The sequence below is a fragment of the Sorangium aterium genome (genome assembly GCF_028368935.1).
Classification (GTDB): Bacteria; Myxococcota_A; Polyangia; order Polyangiales; family Polyangiaceae; genus Sorangium; species Sorangium atrum.
In genome coordinates this window covers 840,850-866,200 of sequence record NZ_JAQNDK010000006.1, presented here as the reverse complement: position 1 = coordinate 866,200, position 25,351 = coordinate 840,850, and the positions used below count along the sequence as shown (strand labels likewise).

The 25,351-nt window shown below is 70.6% G+C and carries 16 protein-coding genes; 2 read left to right on the top strand and 14 right to left on the bottom strand.

Going from position 1 to position 25,351, the window contains the following annotated elements:
* Positions 1–705: 705 nt before the first annotated feature.
* Complete coding sequence (locus tag POL72_RS47280; RefSeq protein ID WP_272103660.1) at positions 706–2,787, bottom strand: hybrid sensor histidine kinase/response regulator; 2,082 nt, start codon at positions 2,785–2,787, stop codon at positions 706–708.
* A gap of 35 nt (positions 2,788–2,822) precedes the next feature.
* Here POL72_RS47280 and POL72_RS47275 point away from each other — a divergent pair, with 35 nt between their 5' ends.
* Complete coding sequence (locus POL72_RS47275) at positions 2,823–3,176, top strand: PAS domain S-box protein (RefSeq protein WP_272103659.1); 354 nt, start codon at positions 2,823–2,825, stop codon at positions 3,174–3,176.
* Positions 3,136–3,318 (top strand): sensor histidine kinase, encoded by a 183-nt coding sequence (locus POL72_RS47270; protein ID WP_272103884.1) that lies wholly within the window; start codon positions 3,136–3,138, stop codon positions 3,316–3,318. The genes POL72_RS47275 and POL72_RS47270 overlap by 41 nt, the downstream gene beginning before the upstream one ends.
* On the opposite strand, the gene POL72_RS47265 is transcribed toward POL72_RS47270, so the two are convergent.
* From POL72_RS47265 to POL72_RS47205, 13 genes are all read right to left on the bottom strand, one after another.
* Entirely contained in the window at positions 3,319–3,816 is a 498-nt protein-coding gene (locus POL72_RS47265; RefSeq protein WP_272103658.1) for a response regulator, read from the bottom strand.
* Positions 3,817–3,830: 14 nt separating this feature from the next.
* Positions 3,831–9,254, bottom strand: coding sequence for a trifunctional serine/threonine-protein kinase/ATP-binding protein/sensor histidine kinase (locus POL72_RS47260; protein ID WP_272103657.1), 5,424 nt, complete (start codon positions 9,252–9,254; stop codon positions 3,831–3,833).
* Positions 9,255–9,577: 323 nt separating this feature from the next.
* Positions 9,578–10,648, bottom strand: a complete 1,071-nt coding sequence (locus POL72_RS47255; RefSeq protein ID WP_272103656.1) for a hypothetical protein — start codon at positions 10,646–10,648, stop codon at positions 9,578–9,580.
* Positions 10,649–10,678: 30 nt separating this feature from the next.
* Positions 10,679–11,800 carry a hypothetical protein gene (locus POL72_RS47250; RefSeq protein ID WP_272103883.1) on the bottom strand — a complete coding sequence of 374 codons (1,122 nt, stop codon included), beginning with the start codon at positions 11,798–11,800 and terminating at the stop codon, positions 10,679–10,681.
* Positions 11,801–12,109: 309 nt separating this feature from the next.
* Positions 12,110–13,168 (bottom strand): hypothetical protein, encoded by a 1,059-nt coding sequence (locus POL72_RS47245; RefSeq protein WP_272103654.1) that lies wholly within the window; start codon positions 13,166–13,168, stop codon positions 12,110–12,112.
* The gene (locus POL72_RS47240; protein WP_272103652.1) at positions 13,165–13,506 is read right to left on the bottom strand and encodes a hypothetical protein; all 342 of its coding nucleotides are present in this window, start codon (positions 13,504–13,506) and stop codon (positions 13,165–13,167) included. The genes POL72_RS47245 and POL72_RS47240 overlap by 4 nt, the downstream gene beginning before the upstream one ends.
* Positions 13,507–13,588: 82 nt before the next feature.
* Positions 13,589–15,373 carry a hypothetical protein gene (locus POL72_RS47235; RefSeq protein ID WP_272103651.1) on the bottom strand — a complete coding sequence of 595 codons (1,785 nt, stop codon included), beginning with the start codon at positions 15,371–15,373 and terminating at the stop codon, positions 13,589–13,591.
* Positions 15,370–16,812 carry a hypothetical protein gene (locus tag POL72_RS47230; protein WP_272103881.1) on the bottom strand — a complete coding sequence of 481 codons (1,443 nt, stop codon included), beginning with the start codon at positions 16,810–16,812 and terminating at the stop codon, positions 15,370–15,372. The genes POL72_RS47235 and POL72_RS47230 overlap by 4 nt, the downstream gene beginning before the upstream one ends.
* Before the next feature lie 419 nt (positions 16,813–17,231).
* Positions 17,232–18,860, bottom strand: a complete 1,629-nt coding sequence (locus tag POL72_RS47225; RefSeq protein WP_272103649.1) for a reverse transcriptase family protein — start codon at positions 18,858–18,860, stop codon at positions 17,232–17,234.
* Between the two features lie 439 nt (positions 18,861–19,299).
* Positions 19,300–21,450 carry an SWIM zinc finger family protein gene (locus tag POL72_RS47220; RefSeq protein ID WP_272103648.1) on the bottom strand — a complete coding sequence of 717 codons (2,151 nt, stop codon included), beginning with the start codon at positions 21,448–21,450 and terminating at the stop codon, positions 19,300–19,302.
* Positions 21,447–23,156, bottom strand: coding sequence for a hypothetical protein (locus POL72_RS47215; protein WP_272103646.1), 1,710 nt, complete (start codon positions 23,154–23,156; stop codon positions 21,447–21,449). Before POL72_RS47215 ends, POL72_RS47220 begins: the two co-directional genes overlap by 4 nt.
* Before the next feature lie 119 nt (positions 23,157–23,275).
* Positions 23,276–24,397 (bottom strand): Kazal-type serine protease inhibitor family protein, encoded by a 1,122-nt coding sequence (locus POL72_RS47210; protein WP_272103644.1) that lies wholly within the window; start codon positions 24,395–24,397, stop codon positions 23,276–23,278.
* Positions 24,398–24,542: 145 nt separating this feature from the next.
* Positions 24,543–25,262: a hypothetical protein gene (locus POL72_RS47205; protein ID WP_272103642.1), complete on the bottom strand. Its 720-nt coding sequence runs from the start codon at positions 25,260–25,262 to the stop codon at positions 24,543–24,545.
* Positions 25,263–25,351 lie beyond the last annotated feature (89 nt).

Below are 25,351 nucleotides of genomic sequence, written 5' to 3'. Positions count from 1 at the left end.
GGCGCTCAAACTCGTCCCGCGCGACAGCGCGAATCCCCCGCCCTACCCGACCGGCGCCGGCGCCACCCGGGAGCTCATCGCCGCCTCGCGAGAGCTGAAAAGGCCCGGGCTGGAGGTCGTTGCCGTTCGCGATGATGATGTCCTTGAACCCGTCGCCGTCGATGTCGGCCAGCCCCATCCCCATCGAGTCCGCGCCCTCGTCGGCGGACCGCCAGCCCGGCTCCGTCCGGTACGGCAAGCGCCTCGGGGCGACAGCCGCCGCCTGCGCCTGCGATTGCGTCGGCTCGGGCGGCGTCGCGCGGCCTGCCCCCGTGGCGCAGCCCGACGGCGAAAGGAGCGCGAGACACAGGGCCACGGTCGAGGTCGCCCCCGCGCGAGCGGCGCGCCGGACGCGCCATTCATCCAGGTCGGTCGCAACATGCATTGCGCGCGAGACACGCAATGCGTGCGAGGCGCGCGCTACGCGCCGGCGCCGATCGAGGATGGAGCCGTCGCGGTCCCTGGGCAGGTGTTCAAAGCTCGGGCTCTTCCGCGCCACAGACCGGAGGATAGTTCAACAGCGTCGGATCCATCACGCCATCGTGGCGCCGGTGACGCGTCTGCAGGCGCCACGCGCGCCCTGTGTCCCGCGTACAGCGTACACGCGCGTGGAATGACGCACACAGCTCATGTCGCTGTGCTCGGGGTGCGGCGCGGGGCCGCAGGTCAGCGCGAGAGCGGGCTCGCCGCGCTGCACAGCTCGCGGCGCCCCGCCGACAGGGCCTCCATCAGCGCGGTGTCCTCGGCTGGCTTGACGAGGTGCTTGTCGAAGCCCGCCTCTCGCGATCTCCGCCGGTCCTCGTCCTGACCGTAGCCGCTCAGGGCGACGAGGCGCGTCGCGGCGAGGGACGGCTCGGCGCGGATGGCGCGGGCCACGTCGTAGCCGTCCATTCCGCCCGGCAAACCGAGGTCGCACAGGACCACATCCGGAGGGCGCGTCCGGGCCGCCGTCAGGCCGGTCGGGCCGTCGAACGCCGTCTCCACGTCGTAGCCGCTCAGGGTCAAGAGCATCTCCAGGCTCTCGGCCGCGTCGTGGTTGTCCTCGATCACGAGGACGCGAACCCCCTGGCGGCTGGCCTCCTCCCCGTCGGAGGCGGCCGACAGGTCCCGGGCGACCGGCGCCGCCAGCGGCAGCCGCAGCGTGAACATCGAGCCGCGGCCGGGCCCCTCGCTGTGAGCCGCCACCGTCCCCCCGTGGAGCTCGACGAGCCCCTTCACCAGCGCAAGGCCGAGCCCGAGCCCCCCCTTGCTCCGGGCCAGCCCCTGATCCGCCTGGCTGAACGGATCGAAGATGCGCGATAGCAGCCCCGAATCCATCCCGACGCCGTTGTCCTCGACCGTGATGACGGCCTGTCCAAACACGCCCCCGTCGCGCCCGGGTTCCGGAGGGCCCGCCTCGACGCGCACCCGCACGCGCCCGCTCGCGCCCGTGTCGGTGAACTTGCCGGCGTTCTGCAGCAGATTGCCCAGCATCTGCGCCAGCCGGGTGTCGTCACCCTCCACCCAGAGCGGCTCGTCCGGCGCGCTCACGCGGAGCTCCACGCCGTCGGCCTCGAGGTTCGCCCGGTAATCCTCGGCGGTCTGGCGGACGATGCCGACGAGATCGCAGCGCGCCTTGCGGAGCTGGATCCGGCCGCGCGCGATGCGAGAGATGTCGAGCAGGTCGTCGATCAGCCGGACCATGTGCGTGACCTGGCGATCGATCACGTCCCGGGCTCGCCGCTGCACGGGATCCGCCGTTCCGACCCTCCGGAGCATCGCGACGGCCGTGCGGACGGGCGCGAGGGGGTTGCGCAGCTCGTGGGCGAGCATGGCCAGGAACTCGTCCTTCCGCCGGTCCGCGTCCCGCAGCGCCTGCTCCGCCAGCTTGAGATCGTGGATGTTGATGGCGATCCCGAACCAGCGGACGATCCGGCCCGAGGCGTCGCGGATGGGCCGCCCGCGCACCTTGAACCACTGGTATCCGCCGTCGCGCCACCGGATACGGTACTCCAGGTCATACGGGGCGAGCCCCCCGACCGCGGCGCGCCAGGAGGCGAAGACCCGCTCCCGATCGTCCGGGTGCAGGACCTCGAGCCACCGGTCGCCGAACTGCCGCTCGGCGGGCACGCCGGTGAACTCGACCCATTGCTCGCTGAAGAACTCGCAATAGCCGTCGGGCCGGGTCGCCCACACCATGCCCGGGATCGATTCGAGGGTCTGACGGTGAAAGAGCTCGCTCTCGCGCAGGGCGGCCTCGGCCCGGTGGCGCTCGGTCAGATCCAGCATCGAGCCGATCATGCGGGTGGGCGCGCCGCTCGCGCTCCGGCCGATGTAGCCGCGGTCGAGGAAGGGCGCGTACGAGCCGTCGCTCTTGCGAAAGCGGTACTCGTCGGTCCAGCTCTCCCCGTTGCCTTCGATCGCCGCGCGGATCCCCTCGGATACCCGCGCCCTGTCCTTGGGGTGGATGCGGTCGTACCAGCCCTCGGGGCCGTCGCCGAGCTCCTCCGGCGTGCAGCCGAAATGCTGGACGACCGCTCCGTTCCAGTAGACCCGGTTCGTCTCCAGATCCCAGTCCCAGATCACGTCGTTCGTGGCGCGGTTCAGGAGGCGATACTGCTCCTCGCTCCGCCGGACGGCCGCCTCGGCCTCCAGCCGGGCGGCTTCTGCGCTGGCCGCGCGCTCGCGGGCCTCGCTCTCCCGCAACGCCACCTCGGCCTCCCCGGCCGCGGCGGCGCCCTCGGCGCGCTGGCGGCTAGCCCCGTCCACCCGTGTGCTCCGCATCGTCGTCCTCGCCCGGAGGTTTGCGTAGTGGCGCGCGCGGCGTTTCGCCACCCGCCGGCGCGCTCCTCGCGCCGAGAAACGACGCCCTGCTGCGGACGAGCATCTACGAGCACATCGCGCCGGAGACGCGCGAGGCGGCCCGCTCCTGCGTCGAGCGCGTCGTGCGGTCGGGGGCGCCCGACAGCTTCGAGTGCACGATCCCCAGCGAGTACGGCCAGGCGGCGCGCTATGAGGCGAGGGTCAGCCCCATCCTGCGCGGCGGCCGCGTCACCACCCTGCTCATGATCTGCGCCGACGTCACGGAGCGGAGGGCGACGGAAGCATCACGAGCGGATCTTCCGCTGCTTTCAGCGGGCGACGACGTCGCGCCATGACAGCGGGTTCGGGCTGGGGCTCTGGATCGTGCGCGAGGCGGCGGAGGCGATGGGCGGCGCGGTCCGCGTGGAGAGCCGCCTGGGCGAGGGCGCGACGTTCACGGTCGAGCTGCCGCGCGCGCGGCGGCACGCCGGCAACTGATCAGCTCGCGTCAGGGGGCATGATCCCGCGCACGAGCTTCTGCGCGCTCGCCATGCTGGAGACCAGGCTGTGATGCTGGACGGCCTTCTCGACCGCCGCCATGAGCCCTGACACGTCGCCATTCTTGTCGAAATAGCCGAACGCCTTGTGGGTCGAGAGCAGGTCTTGCTTCTCCAGGATGTCCTGGAACGCGGTGTAGAAGATGATGGGCACCTTCGGGAACAGCGCCTTGATCTTCAGGTAGGCAGTGAGCCCGTCGATGCCCGGCATGCGGATATCCAGGATGACCAGGCTGACCATCTCCGTCATCGCGGCGATGCCCTCCTGCGCGCTCGCGTACAGTCGGACGTCGTAGTCATGCCGCATCGTGAACGCGAGCGCGGACCGCATCCGCGGGTCGTCGTCGATCACGACCACGATCGGCCGCTCCTTGCCAGGCTCCTCCGGCGCCTCGTCCGAAGCTTCGCGGAAGCGCCTGGTGAATTTCGCCGATGTCATCTTGGCGCCTCCTTTCAATTCCCGGAGAGGTTGAGATCGTTCCAGCCGACGGGCCCGCCGGCCGGCTGCGGTCGCTCGTGGGGCGCCGCGCGCGGAAGCCGGACGACGAACGTCGTCCCGCGCTCGGCGGCGCTCTCGACGTCGATCGTCCCGCGGTACATCGCGACGAGGCGGGAGACGAAGCTGAGCCCCAGGCCCACGCCGGTCGTCGGCTTCGTCGAGAAGAACGGCTGGAAGATCTTCGAGAGATCCTCGGACGAGATCCCGTCCGCGTTATCGCTGATGGTGATGACCTGGAGCTCCCCCTCGTCAATCGTCTCGACCCGCATCCGCCGGCCGCGGCCGTCGCCGACAAGGAGCAGCGCGTCGCGCGCGTTCAGGACGATGTTGCTCACGATGGAGTCGAAGTGGGACTCGTACCCGACGACCACCGAGCCGCCCCGGAGATCGAGCTCGACCGAAACGCCCTGGCGCGCGAACTCGTCGCGGTGCCGCGCCGCAACCGACTCGATGACGCGGCGGAGGCTCACGACCTCGTCGCCGGCGAGCGCGACGCCGAGCTTCGAGTACTCCAGGATCCTGTTCGTGACGCTCAGCGCGCGCTCCGTGCAGTCGCCCACCATGCGGAGCACGCTGTCGAGCGTCTCCTCGGCCTCCTCGAGCTCGCCCAGATAGGCGATGGCCGCCTTGATCTTTCCCTCCGGGATGTCGCCCTTGAGCAAGTCGAAGAGCTCGCCGAGCCGGGCTGCGTTCTTCGCGCACAGCGTCTCGCCGCCCTGGGTCACGGACTCGAGCACCATGGCGGCCCCCGAGAGGGCGTTGCGCATCTCGTGCGCGAAGCCGCCCGCCATCTGGTTCTCGACCGCCTCCCGCTCCAGCCGGACGATCGTCGCGTGGGCCTGCTGGAGCTCCGCCGTGCGCTCGCGGACCTTCTGCTCCACGCCCGTGTAGAGCTTCGCGTTCTCGATGGAGATCGCCATCTGCGAGGACAGCATCGAGAGGAGCTCCAGCCGATCCTGGGTGAACGTCCCGGTCGCCGTGTTGTTCTCGAGGTAGATGGCGCCGTAAAGGTCGTTATGGTGGACGATGGGCGTGCACAGGACCGACCTCGGACAGCGCTGCGCGACGTAGTCGTCGCGCTGGAACTGCCGGTCTATCGAGGCGTCGGAGAGGACGACGCACTGGCCCGTCCGCGCGACGTACTGCACGACAGCGGCCCAGACGAGCGGGCGATCGTGCGCCGCGGCCTTGTCGAGGGGCAACCCCGGGAAGCGTGTGTCGTCGCGGCCGTCCGTCCAGTCGACCTCGGCCTCGATCCGCAGGCCGTCGCTGTCCCGGAGGACGAGGCAGCCGCGCTGGGCGCCGGCGTTCTCCATGGCGACCGACAGGAGCTTGGCGAGGAGCCTGTCGAGCACGATCTCCCCGGAGATCGCCTGCGCCGCCTTCAGGACCGTCCGTAGATCGAGGCGCGATGCGCCGAGCGAGGTCGTCGTGACGAACGTCCGCGAGGGCGCGATCTCGGAGGATGGCGGAGGGTGCGCCTCGCGCGCGACGAGCTGCGGATACCGCTCCTCCAGGTCCTCCGCCTTGCGGACGGCGCCCCAGCGTTTGTAGTGGTAACTCGCGTCAGCGAGGTACACGCGCGCGAGCTTCTCTCTCCCCTGCGCGAGCCAGAACCGCCCCGCCAGCTCGCAGGCCACCGCGGCCTCGTTCACGTAGTCGTGCTCCGAGGCGGACGCGATCGCGCGGTCGTACAGGTCGAGGGCCTCGGCCGCGCGGCCGTCGAGCCGCGCGAGCTCGGCCTCCACGAGCAGGTACCGGTGCAGGAAGTTGCTGGCGCACGTCGCGGACAGCGCCTTGAGCTTCGCCTGGTTCTCCGACAGCTTCGCGCGGTAGCGCGCCTTGTCCTCCGGCGAGGCCGCCGGGTAGAGCGCGGTCATGGCAAGCGAGTAATAGAAGGTGTGCAGCGGCGTGAACACCTTGCCCGTGCTCGCGCCGAGGGTCGGCTCCGTCTCGGCAGCGTGCTTGTAGGCGAGCTCGTATTCGCCAAACACGAAATAGAGCATGGCCTGCGCCGTATGAATGTAATTGACGGTGTTGAAGTTCTTTGTCGCGTAGAGACCCGGCAGCGCCTGCTCGGCGTCGAAGAACTCTCCCTCGATCTTCGCCGCGCGCTCGGACCTGCCGGTGAGGTTCCGGATGACCTGCCGCCACACGCTGAGCTGGTTGATGACCTGCTCTTGCTTGAACCTGAACACCTCCTCGATGTACCTGTCGAACATCGACTCGAGGTCCATGAGGTTCTGCCCGGAGACGGCGCCGCAGACGAAGGCGTTGATCAGGCAGTACGCGGCGCTCTCGGCGTCGCCGTTCTCCGCGTAGCTCAGGTATCCTTCGATGAGCGGCGCCTGGCTCTCGCGGGCCGGACGGTAGAAGTGCCGCGAGAGCCCGTAGTAGAAGTTGTAGACGCTCGCCTTGTAGAACGGCTCGTCCCGGCGCCGGTGCACCGCGATGGCCAGCTCACCGAACTGGGATCCCGTCGCGATGTCGCCAACGCCGGCGTTGACGAGCACGCTGAACGCCGCGAACGCATAGGACGAGAGCGGCGACTCGCCGTGATCCATCGTCAGGTCGAGCGCGCGGCATATGAAGAGCCCGAGCATCTCCGGCGCGGCGAAGTAGGACGCATGGATCGCGCGCCGGAGGATCACGAGCGCGGCTTGCTTCGGCGCCTCCGTCATCGGGGCGAGCTGGCCGAGGCGCTCGAGGCCGATCTCGGCGACCTGCTTCGTCGTCTTCGTGTAGGCGTCGAGGAACTCCTGCATGCCGGGGCTCGCCGGGAACGTCTCTCCGAGCTGCGCGAGCGCCTCCACGGCGATGTCCACGGCCTTCCGGAACTCCGCCTGGGTGTGGTGATAGAGGATCAGGAGCTCGTAGAGCTTGCTCCTGTGGATGACGTCGTGGATCTCGCACAGGGCGGCGTCGACGAGCTCCTTCATCGCGCCCCAGTCGGCGTTCATGCACGCCGCCTCGGCCGCGCCGACGTGGAGCGCGCTCATCAGCACAGGATCGTCCTGCCATGCGCTCGCGGGCAGGAGCGAGAGGCCTCGGGCGAAGTAGCCGCGCGCCGCGTCGAAGGCGGCGGAGAGCAGCGCGCGCCGGCCCGCGAGGAGGTTCAGCTCCGCGAGGCGCCGCTGCTCCGCGGCGTCGCTCAGCAGGTCGGCGCCGCGGTTCAGGTGGTAGACGACGTCGAAGACCTTCTCCTCGGGGGCGCGCCCGGCCAGGCTCCGCAGGAGGAGCCGGCCGATGTCGGCGTGGAGGCCGCTGCGCTCGTGGTCCTCGATCATGGCGTACGCGGCCTGCTGGACGCGATCGTGGAGGAACCTGTAGTCCGGGAAGACGAGCGGCGCGGCGAGATCGTCGGGAGCCGCGGACTCCATCGGGGAGAGCGGGACGATGAGGCCCTCCTGCAGCGCGGGCACGAGGTGCCGGTAGGCATCGCCGCGCGTCTCCTCTCGGATGACGGCGAGCCTGCCCAGGTCGAAGCGGTTGCCGAGGCAGGACGCCGACATGAGCGCTCGCTGCGTGGCCTCGGGGAGCTCCCGGAGCTTGCCGATCATCAGGTCGACGACGTTGTCCGTGATGTTCCTGGACTCGATGTGCTCGACGTCCCACGTCCACGCCGCGAGCCCGGCGTCGTACCGCAGGCACCCGGTGTGGCGCAGCGTGCGGAGGAACTCGTTGACGAAGAACGGATTGCCGCCCGTCTTCCGCGCGACCAGCGCCGCGAGCGGCATGACCGCCGCGGCGTCCGCGCGCAGCGCGTCCGCGAGCATCCGGCAGACCATCTCGGTGCCGAGCGGCCCCGGAGAGATCTCGCGCACCCGACCGACCGCCCCTTCCCGTCGAAGCGCGGCGATCGCGGCCGAGAGCGGGTGCGCGGCCCCGACCTCGTTGTCGCGGTAGGCGCCGATCACGAGCAGGCCGCGCAGCTTCGCGTCCGTCATCAGGAGCTCGATGACCCTGAGGGACGCCGCGTCGGCCCACTGCAGGTCGTCGAGGAAGATGGCCAGCGGGCGCTCGGCGTCGCAGAACACGCGGACGAAGTTCTGGAGGACACGCACGAAGCGGTTCTGGGACTCGGCGGGCCCCAGCGCCGGGACGGCCGGCTGGTCGCCCACGATGCGCTCGATCTCGGGGATCACGTCGACGAGGACCTGCCCGTTCACCCCGAGCGCGGCCTTGATCTTCGAGCGCCACAGCGCGAACTGCGCCTCGGGCTCGGCGACGATCTGCCGCACCAGGTCGCGGAACGCGCTGGTGATCGCGGTGTACGGGGTGCTTCGCTGGAGCTGGTCGTACTTGCCCGCGACGAAATACCCGCGCGCCTCGGTGATGGGCTTGTACAGCTCGTGCGCCAGCGCGGACTTGCCGATCCCCGAGTATCCTGCGATGAGCATCAGCTCGGCGCTGCCCCGCGCTGCGCGATCGAACGCCTCGAGCAGCGCCTGCACCTCGCGCTCGCGCCCGTAGAGCTGCTGCGGGATGCGAAGCTCGCCGGAGGCGTCGGCGCGGCCCAGCGGGAACGGGGCGATCTCGCCCGTGGCCGCGAGGCGCCGCTCGCACTCCTCCAGGTCGTGAAGGAGGCCCGCCGCGCTCTGGTAACGGCCCTCGGCCGCCTTCGCCATGAGCTTCATCACGAGGTCCGACAGGACCTCCGGCACGCCTGGACAGCGCGCGCGCGGCGGGGCGGGCTCGCGCGCGACGTGGCAGTGGACGAGCTCCATGGCGTCCGTCGCGCTGAAGGGCGGCGCGCCCGTGAGCAGCTCGTAAAAGGTGGCTCCGAGCGAGTAGAAATCGGTGCGATGGTCGAGCGACCGGTTCATGCGACCGGTCTGCTCGGGAGAGATGTAGGCGAGGGTCCCCTCGAGCACCGCGGGGCTCTTGATCGAGAGCTCTTCCCGTGAGAGCCGCGTCGAGATGCCGAAGTCGATGATCTTGGCGGCGCCCGTCTCGCGGTTGAATACGATATTGGACGGATTGATATCCTTGTGTATGATTCCGCTTCTGTGCACTTCGTGAAGGGCGCGCGTGATCTGGATCGCAAGCCGGACGAAGTCCGCGGCGTCGAACGGGCGGCGCTGGAGGTGGTGGAGGTGGTGCGCCAGCGAGCGGCCGCCGAAATCCTCGAGGACGAGGAGGAGCCCGTTCTCGTGTCTGCACAGGTCGAGCGCCCGGACGACGCCCGGCACATCCAGGTCGCGGAGCACCGCGTATTCATGCCGGTAGCGCGTGAGCTCCGTCTGGCTGGGATAGTCCGAGCGCAGCAGCTTGAGGATCACGGCGCGCCCGTCTCCGGCGCGCTGGCCCCGGTAGACGCGCGAGCTGCCGCTCTCGTAGATCTTGTCGGTCGCTTGATAACCCGAGATCGTCAGCATCACTCCCCTTGACGTCAGACGTGCTCTGGCGCGGTCAGGCCCGGTCAACAGCCCACGGCGTGGCATGCCCCCGCCACGAATGTGTCCTGGATAGTAACACGAAGACGCTTCGAGGCTGGACGAATCTCGCGGCACGATGTGCGCGGATGTCTGTCGTTGATGCCTGTTCTGGTTCAAGGTGCCACCTTGGGACCAGGCCTACGAGGTCTCCAGACAGGCAGCAGGGAACAGAGGGCGATAGCCCACATGGAGCCGAGACTCTGCCCAACCGCTCGCTCGCCCGGGTGTGAAGTCCGGAGAAGCGAAAGGGGGCACGATCTGCGTCAGGACATCAGGCCGAGCCTGAGGAGCGCATCGGCCCAGAGCGGCCAGAGCGTGCGGTAGGGGTGGGTCGCCAGCACCACGCCGCCGCTCGGCAAGCGACGGACGTGGAACCGGGCGTGATCGACCAGGAACTCGAAGTGGTCGAGGGTGATCTCGACCTGCGAGAGCGGCGAGCCGTTGCCTGTCTCCGTGCCCTGTCCGTCGCGCCTTCTGAACGGGAGCGTCCGCTCGTAGATCTCGCGCGCGCGCGGCTCTGCGGCGCGCCACGCGCCATCGGGCACCTCCGCCGCCGCTTCGAGCGCCTCGAGCAGGGCGGAGGGCGGCGTCGCCAGCGCCTTGAGAACGGTTTCACGGGAGAGCGAGCTCGAGTGCCCGCTGCTATGTCTCAGCGCGACGCACGCTCCAGGCGGCGCGGCTTCCACCCGCGCGCGGAGCGCTTCTAACGGCAGGCCCGCGATGCGCGACACCCTCTCCGTGTCATGGAGGCACAGCCACGACAGGGCGAGATCGCGCGCGATGTCGCGGGCGTCTGCGTTGTACGTCGCGCACAGGGCGACCGGGGCGAGCCAGGTTCGCGCCGTCGTGCAGCCGCCGGTCGGGACGCGCCCGCTCGCATCCGGCGCGCAGAGGCGGAGCAGGACGTCGTCGATGTCTTCCAGCGCCATGTGCCACGCGAGCACGGCCTCGGCCTGCACGGAGCGCGGGCCCCTCCCCAAGGCGAGGTCCATGTGCATGGGGCAAAAGTCCTCGATCTCGCGGGCGTGCATGTGGATGGGGCCCATCGGCTTGAGGCGTTCGCTCCTGTCGGTGAAGCAGCGAAGAATGCAATGGACGAAGTGTTCGTAGCTCAGCGACGCGACGAAGTAGGCTTCGGCGTCGGTGCGCCCGAAGTGAGCGCGGAGCATGCTGACCACCTCGTCCACGGAGGTCGTGTTGCATTCCGTGTCGCGGTCCATGATCGCGCGGATGCCGTACTGGGGCTCCTTGATGAGGGCCGACAGCGCCGCGCCGAACGCGTCGACCCGCTGTGCCTCGTCACACCAGGCGAAGAAAAACGGCCCTTCTCTCATCGCTCGATCATCCTCATGGTGTAGCCTACGTCAGGAGATGAGGCCGAGCGCGAAGAGCGCGTCGGCCCAGAGCGGCCAGAGCGTGCGGTACGGGTGCGTGGCCAGCACCACGCCGCCCCTCGGCAGGCGGCGCACGTGGAAGGGGGCGTGATGCTCGATGAATCGAGTGTGTGCGCCCGTATTCACGATCACGTTCTCGGTGGGCGCCCCCTCCTTCGCTGCCTGAATGGTCTCGAGCGCGATCGGCTCGATCGCGCGCCACGCGTCGTCCGGCACAGCGGAGGCTTCGAGCGCTTCAAGCAGCGTGGCCGGCCGCGTGGAGAGCGCTGCAAGGACTTGCTCGCGCGTCAGCTCGGCGTCGCCCGCGAGCGCGACGCGCGTGCCGAGCGGCAGAACCTCGCCGCGCGCGCGCAGCGCGTCCTCCCTCTCTGTGACCTCGATGGACTTCCTCCAGCGCGCGCGTGGATCGGGTTCATCGCGCACGAGCAGCCCCATCCTCTCCCTCTCTGCGGAATCCTCCAGTTCGGCGTGCTTGCGCGCGCGCGCGACGGTGCCCGCGACCGCGATCCGCGTCCCGCGCGGCGCGGCCTCGACACGCGCTCGGAGCGCATCGAGCGAGTTGCCTGCGGCGCGCCCCACCTTGTAGCCCTCGTGGACGTGCACCCATGACAGGGCGAGATCGCGCGCGACGAAGGAGTCCGCGTGGTATGTTGCGGCGAGCTCGATCGGTGGACCCCAGGCATTGAGGTCTGAGCACCCGCCGGTCGTCACGTGTTCGCTCGAGCAGACACGGATCAAGAAATCGTTGATGTCCTGCTGAACAAGCACCGACATCACCGCGGCTTCGACCTCGACGGAGCGGGCGCCGACAGCCACGTCGATGCTGTTTGGGAGCAGATCGTGATAATCGCCGCTGGATGCGCTCAGAGGACCGTCCGGGGACCGGCGCTCGTGCTTCTCGTCGGCGCAGCCGATGGTGAGCGGGATGCCGTGGCCGAAGCTCGTCATGGTCCAGAAGCTCGCTCCGATGCGCACATCCGTGCCGAAGGCCGAGCGAGCCACTGCCACGGCTTTCTCGACGGAAAGCGCGGCGTAAGACCTATCGGGACCGGCGAGCGGATGGATCGCGAGCCTGACGAACCACCCCGGCATGACGAGGGCGGACAGAGCAGCCGCAAACGTGTCGACCCTGTGTTCCTCGGCGCACGCCGCATACAGGCGAAGGGGCTCCTCCCTCGGCGTACGATAGCTGCTTGCGCGACTCACGACGCGGTGCCCTCCGACTTGAGCTGAATGGCTGCATCATTTACACATTGCTGACGGACCATTGGTTTCCCTTCGTCACGGAAGCAGGTCGGCCACCATCGCGATCCTCTTGCCGGCCGGCCCCAGCCGTCATTCGCTGGGCTTGATCCTGGTCCATGGCGTCACGGCCTCCCGAGCGTGTTGCTTGGCTTGACGTCACGACATCAGGCCGAGCACGAAGAGCGCATCGGCCCAGAGCGGCCAGAGCGTGCGGTACGGGTGCGTGGCCAGCAGCACGCCGCCGCTCGGGAGCCGCCGGACGTGGAAGGGGGCGTGCTCTTCGAGGAAGCGGGTGTGCTCGCGCGTCGTGATGTCTACCCAGAAGGCGGGTGGGACCTCCCCCGCGGCTTCGTCGTCGAGCTGGCGGCGTAGCTCCATGAGCTCGCGTGCCTTCGGCTCGACCGCGCGCCACGCGTCGTCGGGCACCGCCGCGGCCTCGAGCGCTTCGAGCAGCGTGGCCGGCGGCGTCGCGAGAACCTTCAGCACGGTCTCGCGCGAGAGCGAGTCCGTGAGCTCGCTCGTGCCTTTCATGGGCACCCGCGCGCCGCGCGGCGCGGCGTCGACACGCGCGCGGAGCGCCTCCAGCGACGTGCCTGCGATGCGCGAGACGCTCTCCTTGTGATGGAGGCTTACCCACGAGAGCGCCAGATCGCGCGCGAGCTCCGCGGCGTTCGCGTTGTACGTCGCGCACATCTCGACCGGGGCGATCCAGTCCTCCTCGCCCGTGCAGGCGCCGGTCGGCACGCGCCCGCTCGCATCCGGCGCGCAGAGGCGGAGCAGGAGATCCTCAACGTCACCTTGGACCATGTGGTAGGCGGCCGCGGCCTCGGCCTCCACGGAGCGGGGGCGCCTGCCCACGGGGATCTCGTACGGGTAGAAATCCCACTTGCGTTCGCCCGCCTTGGCCTCAAGAGGGCCGAAAGGATGGTCATCTTCGCTGTCTTCGGGGTAGCAAGCGAGGCTGAACACCATGACGCGCTCTGATTCCCGCAGCATCACGCCGGATCCTAGGTGAGCGCTCTTCTGTCCTCCGAAGTTGGCGCGAACCGTGGCAAGAACGTCGTCAATGGATCGTGTCCTGCACGTTATAGTCGCGCTCATCATCAGGTCGATGAGATCCCCCGGAATCATCAGCGCGGACAGCGCCGCCGCGAACGCATCGACCCGTTCTGGCTCATCACACCAGGCGAGGAAGTGAGGTCCTGAATAGCTCATAGCCGGATCACCATGATGAATTCGTTGAAGCCCTCCAGCGTGACGTTCTTGCGCGCGTCCGAATCGAATAGGTAGCCGTCCTTGACGGTGAATTTCTTCGGGTCGAACTTCGCTCCTTGCTCCATGATGAGCTCGACCCGCTGTACGTCTCCAGCGAGCCCCCACTTGTCCCTCAGCGCCGCCATCGCGTTCGAGAGCTGAGCGCGCACCTCGCGAGCGTTGATCGTTCCGCCTTTCGCCTCGCTCAGGATGAGCTTGTGCCCGCTGGACACCGACAGGAAGTCGGGCGCCTTCCCCTCGATGGTACCCGTCCGTGACTCCCTCGGAATGTCGAGCACCGTGCGCACCCGTCGTCGCCGACCCCGACGAGCGACCTGCCGTCGTCCACCAGGAACTTGGCCGCTTTCTTCTCGAAAATGTCTATTTTTTCTGCTTGGTGATCGCGCCGCGGAGGTTCTTGTACCCCCGGACGCGTTTCGTTTTCACGATCTTGGCGAAAACCTCCTCGATCTCGGCGATCTCCCCGGCCACCCGGATCGCGGCCGGCCGCAGCCCGCTGCTGGTCTTGACCGCGCGCCACATCGGCCCGACCGCCCCGAGCCCGAAACCCAGCCCCGAGAAGATCCGCTCCTCGTCGCTGAGCTCCTCCCCCGACGGCAAGCACCACGCCTTGCCCGTCACCGCCTCGCACAGGTCGAGCGTCGGCCCCACCACCGGCACGAACCCCACCCCGATGCGCGTCGTCGCGTGCACCAGCGTCTGCATCACCTCCGCATACGCCTCGAACCCCTCGCCGACGATCGACATCGCCCCCGCGAACGCGCTGATCGTCTGGTAGAGCTGCGTCTGCTCCAGGTCGAGCCCGTCGCCAGTCCACTGGTTGAGGCTGTCCTTCATCTGGTCGGCGAGCGCATCGAACCGCGGCTTCAGCACCGTGTCCACCTGCGCCCGCAGGTCGGCCGGGATGGGCGTGTCGATGAACCAGTCCGACGCATCCATGTACCGCCGCACGACCGCCGTGATCCGATTCTGCGCCTTCAGGAACGCGTTTGTCTCCGCCAGCGACACCCCCATCCGGTCGCGCAGCGCGATCTCCAGCGCCGCGCTGTTCGCTCGCCACGCCCTCACGTTCGCCACGAAGTCCGCCCGCGCGACCACTACGTCGCCGCTCACGTCGGCCTCCAGCGCCGCGATCACGCCGCCCGCATACGCAGCGTACGGGTCTCTCCCCTCCTCGAACGCTCCCTCTACCTCCGAAATGTCCGGCACTTCGACCCCCGGCACCTCGCTCTCCCCGAGCGCGTACGCCTGCGGATCATCGGGATTCCACCCTTCGGCGCGCGCGTCCTGCGTCGCGAGGTCCGCCACCTCGTCGGCCTGCGCACCGAACTCGTCGATGAGCCGCCCGAGCTCGTCCTCCAGGTCGCTGACGCTCTTCTTCAGGTCGTCGACGAGCTGCTCCATCGCCGCCCGCGTCGCCGGGTCGACCACGTCCTCGTAGCGGTCGAGGATCGCGTCGAGATCGGTCCGCGAGATCTCGTCCAGCGGCCGGCTCACCAGGTCGTGCAGCTCGGTATCGAGCTGCCGCAGCAGATCCATCCGCGCCCGGAGGTCCGCGACCCTGGCGGCATTCCGGAGGATCGCCTCCATCAGCTTGCCGATCGCGACCTCCAGGTCCGCGATGTCGCGCGCGAGCGCGGGGTTGATCTCCGCGAGGCTGAGGTCGGCGACGGTGCTGCCATTGAAGCCGGTCCCATCGCGGCGGATGTCGAAGAGCGGCTTGTTCAGCCCGAGCGGCTCCGAGACGAGGTGCACCACGTCGTGCGCGTGGGTACACCAGTTGCCCCCGTTGACGGTGTGGACCCCGAAGTCGAACTGGTTGGCCCCCGTGAGGAGCAGCACCGAGTCGAACCCCGCCTCGAGCGTGTTGCTCCGAGAGCCGTCGCCTTCGACCTGCAGCGCGCCCGGGATCCCGTAGGTGGACAGGGGCGTCTGGTTCACCTCGAAGAGGGCGTCACCCTCCGTCTCCAGCTCGCCGCTCGCGCACGAGTCGACGTCCTGGCGGTTGCTCCAGAGGATGGTGTACGGCGTGCCGGCCCACGCGAACGACGGCGCCAGCACCGCCAGCGCCGTGACAAGCGCGACGAGCTTCTGGACCACCACGAAGCTCCGGCCGCGCCGCGCGACCTCCTTCGAGCTTCTCATGTCCCCTCCGCGCCGCGCACGGCGGCGTCATACGCGATCGCGGCGCCCTTCACGTCACCCGCGTCGAGCCTCGCCTGAGCCGCATCGAGCTCCGCCGCGCCCATCCCCCTCTCCCGCAGCGCCGCGAGGCCCGCCGCGATCGTCTGCGGCAAGCCCGTCCTGAGCTCGGCCTCCGCGGCGTCGAACCGCCCTCGGAGCGCCGCGCACCCCGCCTCTCGCCACGAGGACGACGCCGCCTCGCAGAGCGGCCGCATCTGCACCAGCGCCAAGAGCTCCCCGCACCGCTCGGCCAAGAGCGGCAGCCCGACCTTCTCGCTCATCGGCGGCGCCGCCGACAGCGCCGCCGCCCGCGCGCGCGCTCCCTCGCTGAACACCTCCGAGGCCCGGCGGATCCGCGACCGCGCGCTCGCCTCGCGCGCCCCCTCATCCATCTGCAGCGCGCGGAGCGCCTGCCGGCGCAGCGCGATCCCGCCGAGCAGCGCCGTCGCGGTCGCGTCGCTCCGGGCGACCCGCCGCTGCACATACCCCAGCATCGCGCTCAGCGACCGCAGCGCCCCCGATGTCATGTCCGGCACCACCGAGCCGTGTGTCGCAAGGACTTCCTTATGCGGCGCGATTGCCTCGTCGAACGAGACCGCAAGCGCCTGGAGCTCCGCCGACAGCCTCATCACCTCCGCGGCGAGCTCGCTGGGCGCGCGGCTCGCCTCGCGCGCCGCCGCGAGCACCGCCTGCTCCACGCCGTCGAGCTCGTCGATCATCGATCGCGATGCCTGCGCCGAGAGCGCCGCGTACGCCGCCGTCTCCGCCGCCTCGGTCGCGCGGTAGGCGGCGAAGCGCGCCGCCGCGCCCGCGTACCTGGATTGCAGCGGCGCGCCCTCGTCCCTGGCTCGATCGAGGACGGCCTGCACGGCGGCCATCGCCAGCTTGTCCGCCACGATCGCTGCGGCGAGGGGCTCCCGCTCGGCGCTCGCCTTGCCGGTCATCGCCTCGTTGAAGTTGTCGGCCGCATGGATCGGCTCTGCCTGGAGGGCCTCCTCCTGGCTATCCCTGATCAGCCGGAGCAGCTTACCGAGCTCGCCATGGAGCGTCGCCCGGAGCGACTCGGCGTGCTTCCTCTCGTCGCGCACATAGGACACGACCCGATCGATGGTGTCGAACCAGGCTCCGAGCTCCGCCTCGTTCGCGATGAGCTCCTCGGGCGTCACCCGACCCGACCACCATGCCCACATGAATATCGGCAGCTCGCCGTCCGCTTCGGCCTTGTTCCACGCGCTGGCCGGGCCCTCGCTCGCGTCGACGCAGTGCGCGACAACACCGGTATTCGGTATCGCGCAGATCCTCCCGCTCAGGGGCTCCTCGCGATCCCACAGGCACCCGGGCGCCGTCGCACCAAGCACCAGGGCGGCAAGGGCCGCCCCAACGATCGTCGCCAATCGCACCGTCCTCATCTCATTGCCTCCACCCCGAGATTTTTCTCGCCCGCGCACGCTCGCCCGCACGTTCTCTAGCTGCAAGCATCCTCACGAAAGCGGTAGGACATTGCTCGGCCGAGGAGCACGTGGGCTGGCCACGCAGATCCAGGGGAATCCACGGGAAATGGATGCGAGCTGGCCGCCGGCGAGGGGCCGCCCGTAAAGTCACCGGCAAGGGGGTGACAAAAGGGAAGAGGGCCCAGGTTGCAGCCTGAGCCCTCGGTCGATGCTCGGATCCGATCAGGGCGCTCTGGGCTCAGACCGGCGCGTCGTCGCCTTCGACCAGATCCTCTTCGTCCGGCGGCGCGCCGCCGGCCTACGAAAGTACGCCGCGGCGAGCCGAACGATGCAACTGAGCCCGTAGCGCACGAAGATGCGCCCAGCTATCACCCCGTGAGCGCGTCGAGGGCCGACAGGAGCGGCGCGGCCCGCTCGCGGTCGATCATCTGCACATAGGCGATCCTGCCGCGCAGGTGCGCCTCGAAGTCCGGCACGCCCTGGCGGTTCTGGGCGGCGAGGCCGGTCTTCTTCGCCGCGTGGAGGATCGCGCGCAGGCGGCGCACCTCCTCGCGCGGCGCAGAGGGCTTGTCGTTGACCACGACGCCCGTCACCACCTGCCGACCGCCGGCGCGCTGGATACGGCCCTTCGCCGGATTGATGGCGAAGCCCTCCTCCTCGACGATGTGGCGGACGCGGGCCAGCAGCATCGCCATATCGCCGCGCTTGCCCGGTGGCGCAGAGAAGGTGAGGTCGTCCGCATACCGCGTGTACGTGAAGCCCGCGCGGGCGCACATGCCGGCGAGGCGGCGATCGAGCTTCCGCGCGACCTGGTTCGAGATCGCCGGGCTCGTGCAGGCGCCCTGCGGCAGGGCGCGATCGCCGACCGCGACCCAGTAGCGCTGCCCGTCGTACTCGACCGGCCGCCGCGGCGGCTCGGTGCAGAGCAGGGCGAGGAGCGTGGCCACCGCCGGGGAGTAGCCGAGCCGATGGAAGACGCCGCGTACCCGCGGGAACGTGATGGTCGGGAAGAAATCGGACAGGTCGAGGTTCACGACCACATCGCGGCGCGTGTGCGGGCGCGCGTTGGTGACCGTGGAGCGGCCCTTCACGAAGCCGTGCGCGGGCTCCTCGACGGGCAGCTTCTCCAGGATCTCGCGCAGGACCCACGCCTGCGCCGCGGCCAGCGAGGCGTGGGGCGCCGCGAGCTGCCTCATCCCGCCCGAGCGCTTCGGGACGTCGAAGTACACGTAGTGCGGACGCTCGACGGCCTCGCCATGAAAGCAGAGCCAGCGCAGCCGCGGGACGGGGACGCCGAGGGCAGCGGCCAGGTCGGCCGGAGTGGACAGCACGGGCAACCCGCGCTGGGCGAGCGACTCGACGTGCGAGCGCCGGTCCGCGAGGCCCGCCGAGACATCGGTGCCAAGGAAAATGATGTCCTCGGCCCGGCGGCGGGCCACCGCCTCGGCGCGCTGCCGCTTGCGCTCGGCGCTCTGGCGCCGCTTCTCCTCCTTGCGGGCGAGCTTCTCGCGCTTGAGCCGCTCGATCGCCTCGTCGGCCGAGCGCGCCGCGGCGGCGCCGGCGAGCGACGCGGCGTCCTTGTGCCTGAGCCAGAGATCGCCGATGCGGTGGATCTCGGCGATCTGCGCCTCGGTGAGCAGGCCGCGCAGGATGAGGCCCCGATCGATGAGGGCGGTGCGCTCGTCGCTCTGCGGCGGGATCGTGTCCACGCGGCCGATCCAGGCCGTCATGCGCGGGTTGATCTTGAGCGCGCGCTTGCGCAGCTCGTCCGCGGAGAGGCCGAGGATCCCGCCAGCGGCGTAGGGGTCCGCAGGGCGCGGCTTCGCGCCCGCCGCCGCGGCGCGGGGCTGCCCGGCGCGGGCGGCCGGCTGCGCGGCGGCCGCGGGCCCGGCCTGCGCCCCCTGGGCCTGCTCGGCCTCGGTCCCACCCGGCGCTCGCTCGCCCTGCTCGGCCCCGCCCAGGCCGAGCATCGACTTCAGCTTGTCCCAGAAGCCCATTCGACCGTTCCTCTGGGCAGCACCCGGTTCAGGGTGGTGGGGTACCTACCCCACCCTGCCAGAATGATGGAACCGCCAAGACGCCATAAGACGCCAAGATTTTTGTGGTTTTCTTGGCGTCTTATGGCGCCTTGGCGGTTCAAAAGACCCCACCTTCGGCCAAAGTACCCCATCACCCAGTCCAGCCCTCCAAGGAGGCCCGCCCGCCCGACTACTTGCTCGTGACCACGCCCGATCACCCAGGCGCCTGGCAGCTGTGCGGTTCCAGGACCGTCAGGTCCCTCTGAGTGGAACCGCACAGCTGCTAAAGGCGCCCAAAGAACATCGGGTGTGGGGATGCATGGAAGAGCACTCTCCACCGCGGCGGAGCGCCGCAGCATGTTGGGCTCGAGCGGACGGATCTCCTTGCAGGGCTGGGCTCTCGGATCCTGGGTGAACCTCACTTCGTCGATCGCCTGGCGACGAGCCACGCGAGGCCCACCACCGCGGCGGGGCTCGCCTTGAACTGGTCAGCGACGCGCCGGATCTCGACGAGCACGTCCGCGTGGACCGGGAGCGTCCTGATGACCGGCGCGCGGAGCTCGCGCGCGCGGAGCGCCCGCTCCGCCTCCGGACCGCCCAGCGCCAGGGCCTCGACCCAGGAGCGGCAGCCCTGGATGCGCTCGAACGCGAGATCCCACGACGCCTCGACGACCTCCGCGAGCCCCACCCGCTGGGCGGCCGCGGCGCGCTCGATCTCGACGAGGAGCTCCGCGGGGAACGGAACGGCCTCGCCTCGCGGGGCGGCCGTCGCCGCCCTCGTGCCGCGCGGGGCGGCCGCCGCCTGCCCCGGCGGCTCCGGAGGCTGCTGCGAGGGCGCCGCGTCGCCGCGGCCGGACAGGTGGAGCTTGACCGCGAGCAGGTGCCGGCACGGGCCCGCGCGCAGCCGGTTCTTGTAGAAGTACGAGCAGCTGCACTTCGCCTTCTTGATCGCGCCGTCGGTGTCGAGGAGCAGCTCGCAGCTCGTCGCCTTGGCCCTGGCCATGACGACGCGGCGGCCGCCGGAGAGCGTCTCTTCCCGCGCGATCTCCACGCCGCCCCGGGCGATGCGCCGGCCCTCCGCGAGCTCCGGGGGCTCGGGGCCGAGCAGCGCGTCGGAGAGGGCGACCGGCATCACCGGGCGGCAGCGATAACACTCCGCGGCGTGGTCGTAAACCACCTGCCCCTGCTTCGCGGCGAGGTGCAGCGCGCTGCGAAGCGCGCCGTCCGGCGCGCCCATCGACACGGCGAGCTCGCCGTAGGACGCGCGACGGACCATCTCGAGGTGGCGCGCGACCCGGTCCGCCAGCTGCGCGTCCGGGGTGAAGGCGTCCGCCATGACGTCGAGGTGAGAGCCCGAGGTCCAGTCGTTCGCCGTCCAGCCCGAGAGCGCGAGCGTGAAGCGCATCTCGCCCATGAAGACGATCCACAGGCTCGGCAGCCCGGAGCCGAGCAGCCGCACCTCGATCCGATCGGCGAGCGGCAAGAGCCGCGCGAGCACTTCGATGCGGCGCCTCCCCCACACCTTGATCTCCTCGGTCGCCTCCGCCGCCGGCGCGCCCCTCGGCGCCCCGGAGCGGTACGGGCCGAGCCCTCCCCCGCCCGCCGCGGGCCCCACGGCCACGGGGACATCGTCGCAGGTGACGCCGCGGCACGGGATGGAGACGCCCCACGGGTCGAGCACGAGGATCGGCGCCTTGCCCGGCGTGAGCTGGAAGCGCAGGCTGCGCGGGCCCGTGCGCTCGCGGTGCCGGTCGAGGTGCGCGAGCAGCGAGTAGACCGCCTCCACGGGGACCTCGACCCTCCGGCACGGCAGGCACATCGCCGCCTGGAGCTGGCCGAAGCCGCGCAGCCACGAGGGCGGGAGATCGATCTTCTCCTCGCGGTAGTCGCCGCGGCCCTCCACGGCGACCTCGAAGCCTGTCGGATCGACGAGGAGCCGCGTCGGCCGGTAGCTGCGGAGCGTCTGGAAGTGCTCGTAGAGCGCGAGCGAGTAGTCGACGTTCGTCGTGCCGAGGCCGGCGTCCTGCGCGCCACGGAAGGCGTCGCGATCGACCGAGAGGCAGCCGTAGCTCGACTCGTCCTTGGAGAAGCACTCGAAGAAGACGACATCGGGCGCGACCGTCACGACCGGATCGCAGGGGACGAGGTGGCGGAAGAGCTGCGGATCACTCTTCGCAAGCTCGTTCGCCCAGCGGACGCGCGCGCCCCAGTAGAGCTTGTGCATCTTCCGGAAGTCGGCCTCGAGGTTCCGCGGCAGCGGCGCGTTCCCGAGGCGCGCGAGCTCGGCCTTCATGGCCTCGCCGTGGATCTCCCGGCGGAGCCGGGCCTCGCGCTCGGCCTCCTGCTGCTTCCACGCCTCGTGGGCGGAGCGATCCTTCGGCAGGCGCCGCAGGTCGCCCACGACGACGTCGTGGAGCGCGCTGATCGCCTCGCGGAAGCGCACCGGCCGCGCGAGCTCGCCGTCGAAGAAGACCCTGGGGCGCGCGAGGTTGGGCGCGAAGCTGAGGGCGGCACCGCCGCCGAGCTCCTTCATGCCGCTCTTGCCGAGGTAGCGGAGATCGAAGCTCACGCCGCGTCCTCCCCCTCGAACAGCCGGAGCTCCGGGAGCCTGCGCGCGATGGCGTCGCGCAGCGCGGGGGCGCGGAACGCGGCGCGGGCGAGCGCGCCGAGGGCGGCGCGCCGCTCGGGCGCGCGCACGCTGCGGAGCGCGACGCCGAGCAGCGGCAGGAGCGCGTCCGCCTCGCCGGGCCGGGCGACCACGCGGTCCGCGATCTGCCGGACGACCGCGCGCTTGTCGCGCGCGCCGCCGTGGACGGCGAGCAGCGCCGCCGCCCAGACGTGCCGCAGCGCCTCGGGCGAGAAGGCCGCCTTGCGGGCGGCGAGGTGCCGGATCAGGAACGCGCGGGCGTCCGCGTGGGGCGTCTCGGCCAGCGCGGCCCACAGGCCGGTGTCGTCGCGGAAGCGGGCGTCGGCCTCGAAGAGCTCGAGCGCGCGGGCGCGGACGTCCTCGTGGCGGGAGTCCAGGAGATCGCGCACGTGCTCGGCCCGGCCGTGGGGCGAGCGCCCGAGCACCTCGATGAGCCACGCGACCGCCTCCTCTCGCACGCGAGGGGCGACCGCCGTCGCGAGGCGCGCGATCGTGTCGAGATCCGCTGCAGTCTCGACGGGCTTCGTCCTCGCCCAGCGGAGGCCGAGCTCCGCGACCGGCGCGGCGCGCGCGCGAGCGAGGTCCACGCACTCGGCGAGCGAGAGCCGCGCCGGCGACACATGCTCGACGACCGCCTCGCAGAGGAAGGCGAGCGCCGCGGCGTTCTCGGTCTGGAGCAGCGAGAGCCAGTCCGCGATCGGCAGGCTCCCGAGGCCCGGGACCTGGCGGAGCAGGCCGGCGGCGAAGGTCTGCACCTCGTCGTGCGGGCTCTCGAGGAGCGCTCGCACGCGGGCGAGCGGCAGGCCGCGGAGCTCGGCGGCGTGGTCGCGCTCGAGGAGCCCGACGGCGAACGCCCGGACAGTGCGGCTCCTCGCGGCCGTGACCAGGTCGAGCACCTCGTCGAAGGCGCCCTGCCACGCCTCGGGGTAGATCGGCGCGGGCTCGAGCTCGGCGAGGGCGGCGCCCTCCGCGAGGCGGACGCCGCGCGGGAGCCGATCGAGGGCGGGCGAGCCCCAGTAGAGCGCGTGGAGCAGCCCCCAGGCGTCGAGCAGGCGCTCGGGCCTGTCGAGGTGCTCGTCGCGGTAGAGCGCAAGCGCGGCGCGGATCGCGCGGCCGTAGCGGGCGGCGTCGCGCCGGCCGAGCCGCCGGAAGTAGCGGAACGCGCGGCGTCGCAGGTAGTGGCGCGTCCGCATCGAGAAGCGCGGCGACTCGACGTCGCCCTTCGGGAGGCTGACCGGCACGCCGGTGTCGCTGACGAGGCAGGGCTCGTCGCTGGAGGTCCTGGTCACCCAGTCGTAGCGGGTCACCTTGACGAGCTTGCGGCGGACGAGGCGATCGAAGGCGACCATGAAGCGGCCGACGATCTCGTCGTCTCCCGCCTGCTCGGCGAGCTTGTAAAGGACCTTGACGAGGCCGCGGTGGTGCGGCCGGTCGCAGCCGTCGTCGATGTAGCGGAGCAGCGCGCGGCGCGCGAACGGGCGCCGGTCCGCGTACCAGCGCGGGGCGAGCGCCTTCAGCTTCCGGCCCGCCTCCGACGCGAGCACCTCGTCCACGAACCGGTCGTCGCCGGCCTCGAAGTGCTCGTCGAGGAGGAGCGTGGACGCTGTCTGGGATCGAGCGGCGCTCATGCGCGGCAGGATGCTACGGAACCGGCGCGGAGCCGGTCAAGGGCGGCGCCGCCGCGCCGCGCGTCGCGCGAGGGGGGTGTCGCGCGACGCGCGGCGCGGCCGGCGCCTACGATGCCGCCTTACCGGCGCTCGGCGCACTCGCCGCGCGACACGACCGACACGCCCGCCGCGTGCGCGAAGCACTCGTTGCCGTACGTGGTGTCGTCGCAGCCGCAGACCGGGTCGTACTGCTCGGTGCACGCCTCCGGGATGGTCTGGCAGGTGCCCGTCTGATCAGCCGCGCCGCACATGGCCTCGATGCTGTAGTTGCAGAACTCGCCCTTGTCGCACGCGAAGCCCGCGATGCCGCCGCAGATCTTCCCCGCAGGCGCGCACTCGCCCTTCGAGGCGACCGACACGCTCGCCGAGGCGGCGGCGCAGGCGTTGCTGTACGTCTGGCCGTCGCAGCCGCAGACCGGGTTGTACTCGAGCGTGCACGCCTCCGGGATGGGCGTGCAGGTCCCCGGCCCGTCCCACGCGCCGCACTCGACCTCGGGCGCGAAGTTGCAGAACTCGCCCTTCTCGCACGTCCAGCCGCCGCGGGTGCCGCACGCCTTGCCCTCTTCCGGAGGCGGCGCGCACTCGCCGCTCGACGCGACCGAGACGCCCGCCGCGTTCGCGGTGCACGCGTTGCCGTACGTGTTCCCGTCACAGCCGCAGACCGGGTTGTACTCCCTGGTGCACGCGCCCGGCGTGGGCAGGCAGGTGCCCGTCATGTCGCCCGCGCCGCACTGGGCGTCGGGCGCGAAGTCACAGAAGTACCCGTCCTTGCAGGAGAGGCCGAGGAGGCCGCCGCAGGTATCCCCCGGAGGAGGCGCGCACTCGCCGACCGACGACACCGACGTGCCCGCCGCGTTCGCCATGCACTCGTTGCCGTACGTGTTGCCGTCACAGCCGCAGACCGGCCTGTACTCCTTCGTGCACGCCTTGGGGATGGACTGGCAGGTGCCCGTCTGATCGGCCGCGCCGCACATGGCGTCGAGCTCGTAGTCGCAGAAAAGGCCCTTCTTGCAGGAGAGGCCGAGGAGGCCGCCGCAGGCCTTGCCCTGCCCGCCGCCGCCGCCCTTCACCTCCGCCGAGTCGGAGGCGGTGCTGTCGTCGGCGATCTCCACGTGACAGCCCGCGGCGAGCGGGAGCATCGAAAGCGCGAGCCAGAGGAAGGATCCGATACGGCTGCTCTTGATACGATTCTGGACGTTCATGTGTTCCTCCAAAAGAGCCCCGCCGTCCCCGGCGAGGCGATAGACATCCACGAGCCCCTCCCCTCCACCAGAGGAAGGGGCGCCTCGCGCCGCGCGCAGTACGTCGAGCGCGGCGCGCGAGTTCGTTGTTCGTCTCCCCGACCGCTCAGTCGGGGAGCGTCAATGTCACGGCGCGGCGCCCAGGCTCCGGCGCCGTGACCTCGAGGAAGAGCACGTCCTCGCGCTCCACCCCTTCACCGTCCGCGCGCACCGTGACGACGGCGGACTCGCCCGCCGGCACCACGAACGCCTCCGCCGGGCTGAACCCGAACGGCCCTGCGCCCCGGCGCAAGCGCGGCGCGCCGATGGCCACCTCCTCGGCGCACGAATTGCGGACGACCACGTCGCCTTCGCCGGCCTCGAGCGAGACCCACGCGGCGGGCTCGATCGTGAGGCAAGGCAGGTGCGCCAGCATCGTCCGCGTCGCGTCGATGGGCTCCCCGGTCAGCTGCAGATCCACCGGCTCCGACCGGCGCTCGCCCTGCTTCACCTGGATCCGCAGGACCTGCTCCGTCGACGCGTCCACCGCGGCCACGAAGCTGCCGTCGGCCTTGATCTCCGCGACGACGGGCGCGTCGGCGCTGTCGAGGTTCGTCACCAGGACCACGCCCTCCGCCGGCTCGACCGCGCCAGGCTCCCCCTTGAGGAAGACCTGTTGCCGCAAGACCATGGGGTCGCCCGAGACGCCGACGAGCCCCGTATCCAGGATCGGCTCGTGGACCGGCGGGCTCGGCTGCGGGCTCACGACACAGCCGCCAAGCAGCACCCCGAGGAGCGTCGCGACGCGCGCGCCCCGCCGTCCTCGGTGTCCGTATGTCGTCTGCATCGCCATGCCGGCCATTAGAGCAAACCTGGTGCCGAATGAAAAAGAACGGAAATCGACGCGAAATCCAAGGCACATATGTCTCATAGAGT

Bases quoted from the DNA above. Each gene is read 5' to 3' on its own strand.
- POL72_RS47265 (WP_272103658.1), bottom strand. From the start codon at position 3,816: ATGACATCGGCGAAATTCACCAGGCGCTTCCGCGAAGCTTCGGACGAG.
- POL72_RS47205 (WP_272103642.1), bottom strand. From the start codon at position 25,262: ATGCAGACGACATACGGACACCGAGGACGGCGGGGCGCGCGCGTCGCG.
- POL72_RS47245 (WP_272103654.1), bottom strand. From the start codon at position 13,168: ATGAGCTATTCAGGACCTCACTTCCTCGCCTGGTGTGATGAGCCAGAA.
- POL72_RS47215 (WP_272103646.1), bottom strand. From the start codon at position 23,156: ATGAGCGCCGCTCGATCCCAGACAGCGTCCACGCTCCTCCTCGACGAG.
- POL72_RS47250 (WP_272103883.1), bottom strand. From the start codon at position 11,800: ATGCCGGGGTGGTTCGTCAGGCTCGCGATCCATCCGCTCGCCGGTCCC.
- POL72_RS47235 (WP_272103651.1), bottom strand. From the start codon at position 15,373: ATGAGAAGCTCGAAGGAGGTCGCGCGGCGCGGCCGGAGCTTCGTGGTG.
- POL72_RS47255 (WP_272103656.1), bottom strand. From the start codon at position 10,648: ATGAGAGAAGGGCCGTTTTTCTTCGCCTGGTGTGACGAGGCACAGCGG.
- POL72_RS47225 (WP_272103649.1), bottom strand. From the start codon at position 18,860: ATGGGCTTCTGGGACAAGCTGAAGTCGATGCTCGGCCTGGGCGGGGCC.
- POL72_RS47210 (WP_272103644.1), bottom strand. From the start codon at position 24,397: ATGAACGTCCAGAATCGTATCAAGAGCAGCCGTATCGGATCCTTCCTC.
- POL72_RS47260 (WP_272103657.1), bottom strand. From the start codon at position 9,254: ATGCTGACGATCTCGGGTTATCAAGCGACCGACAAGATCTACGAGAGC.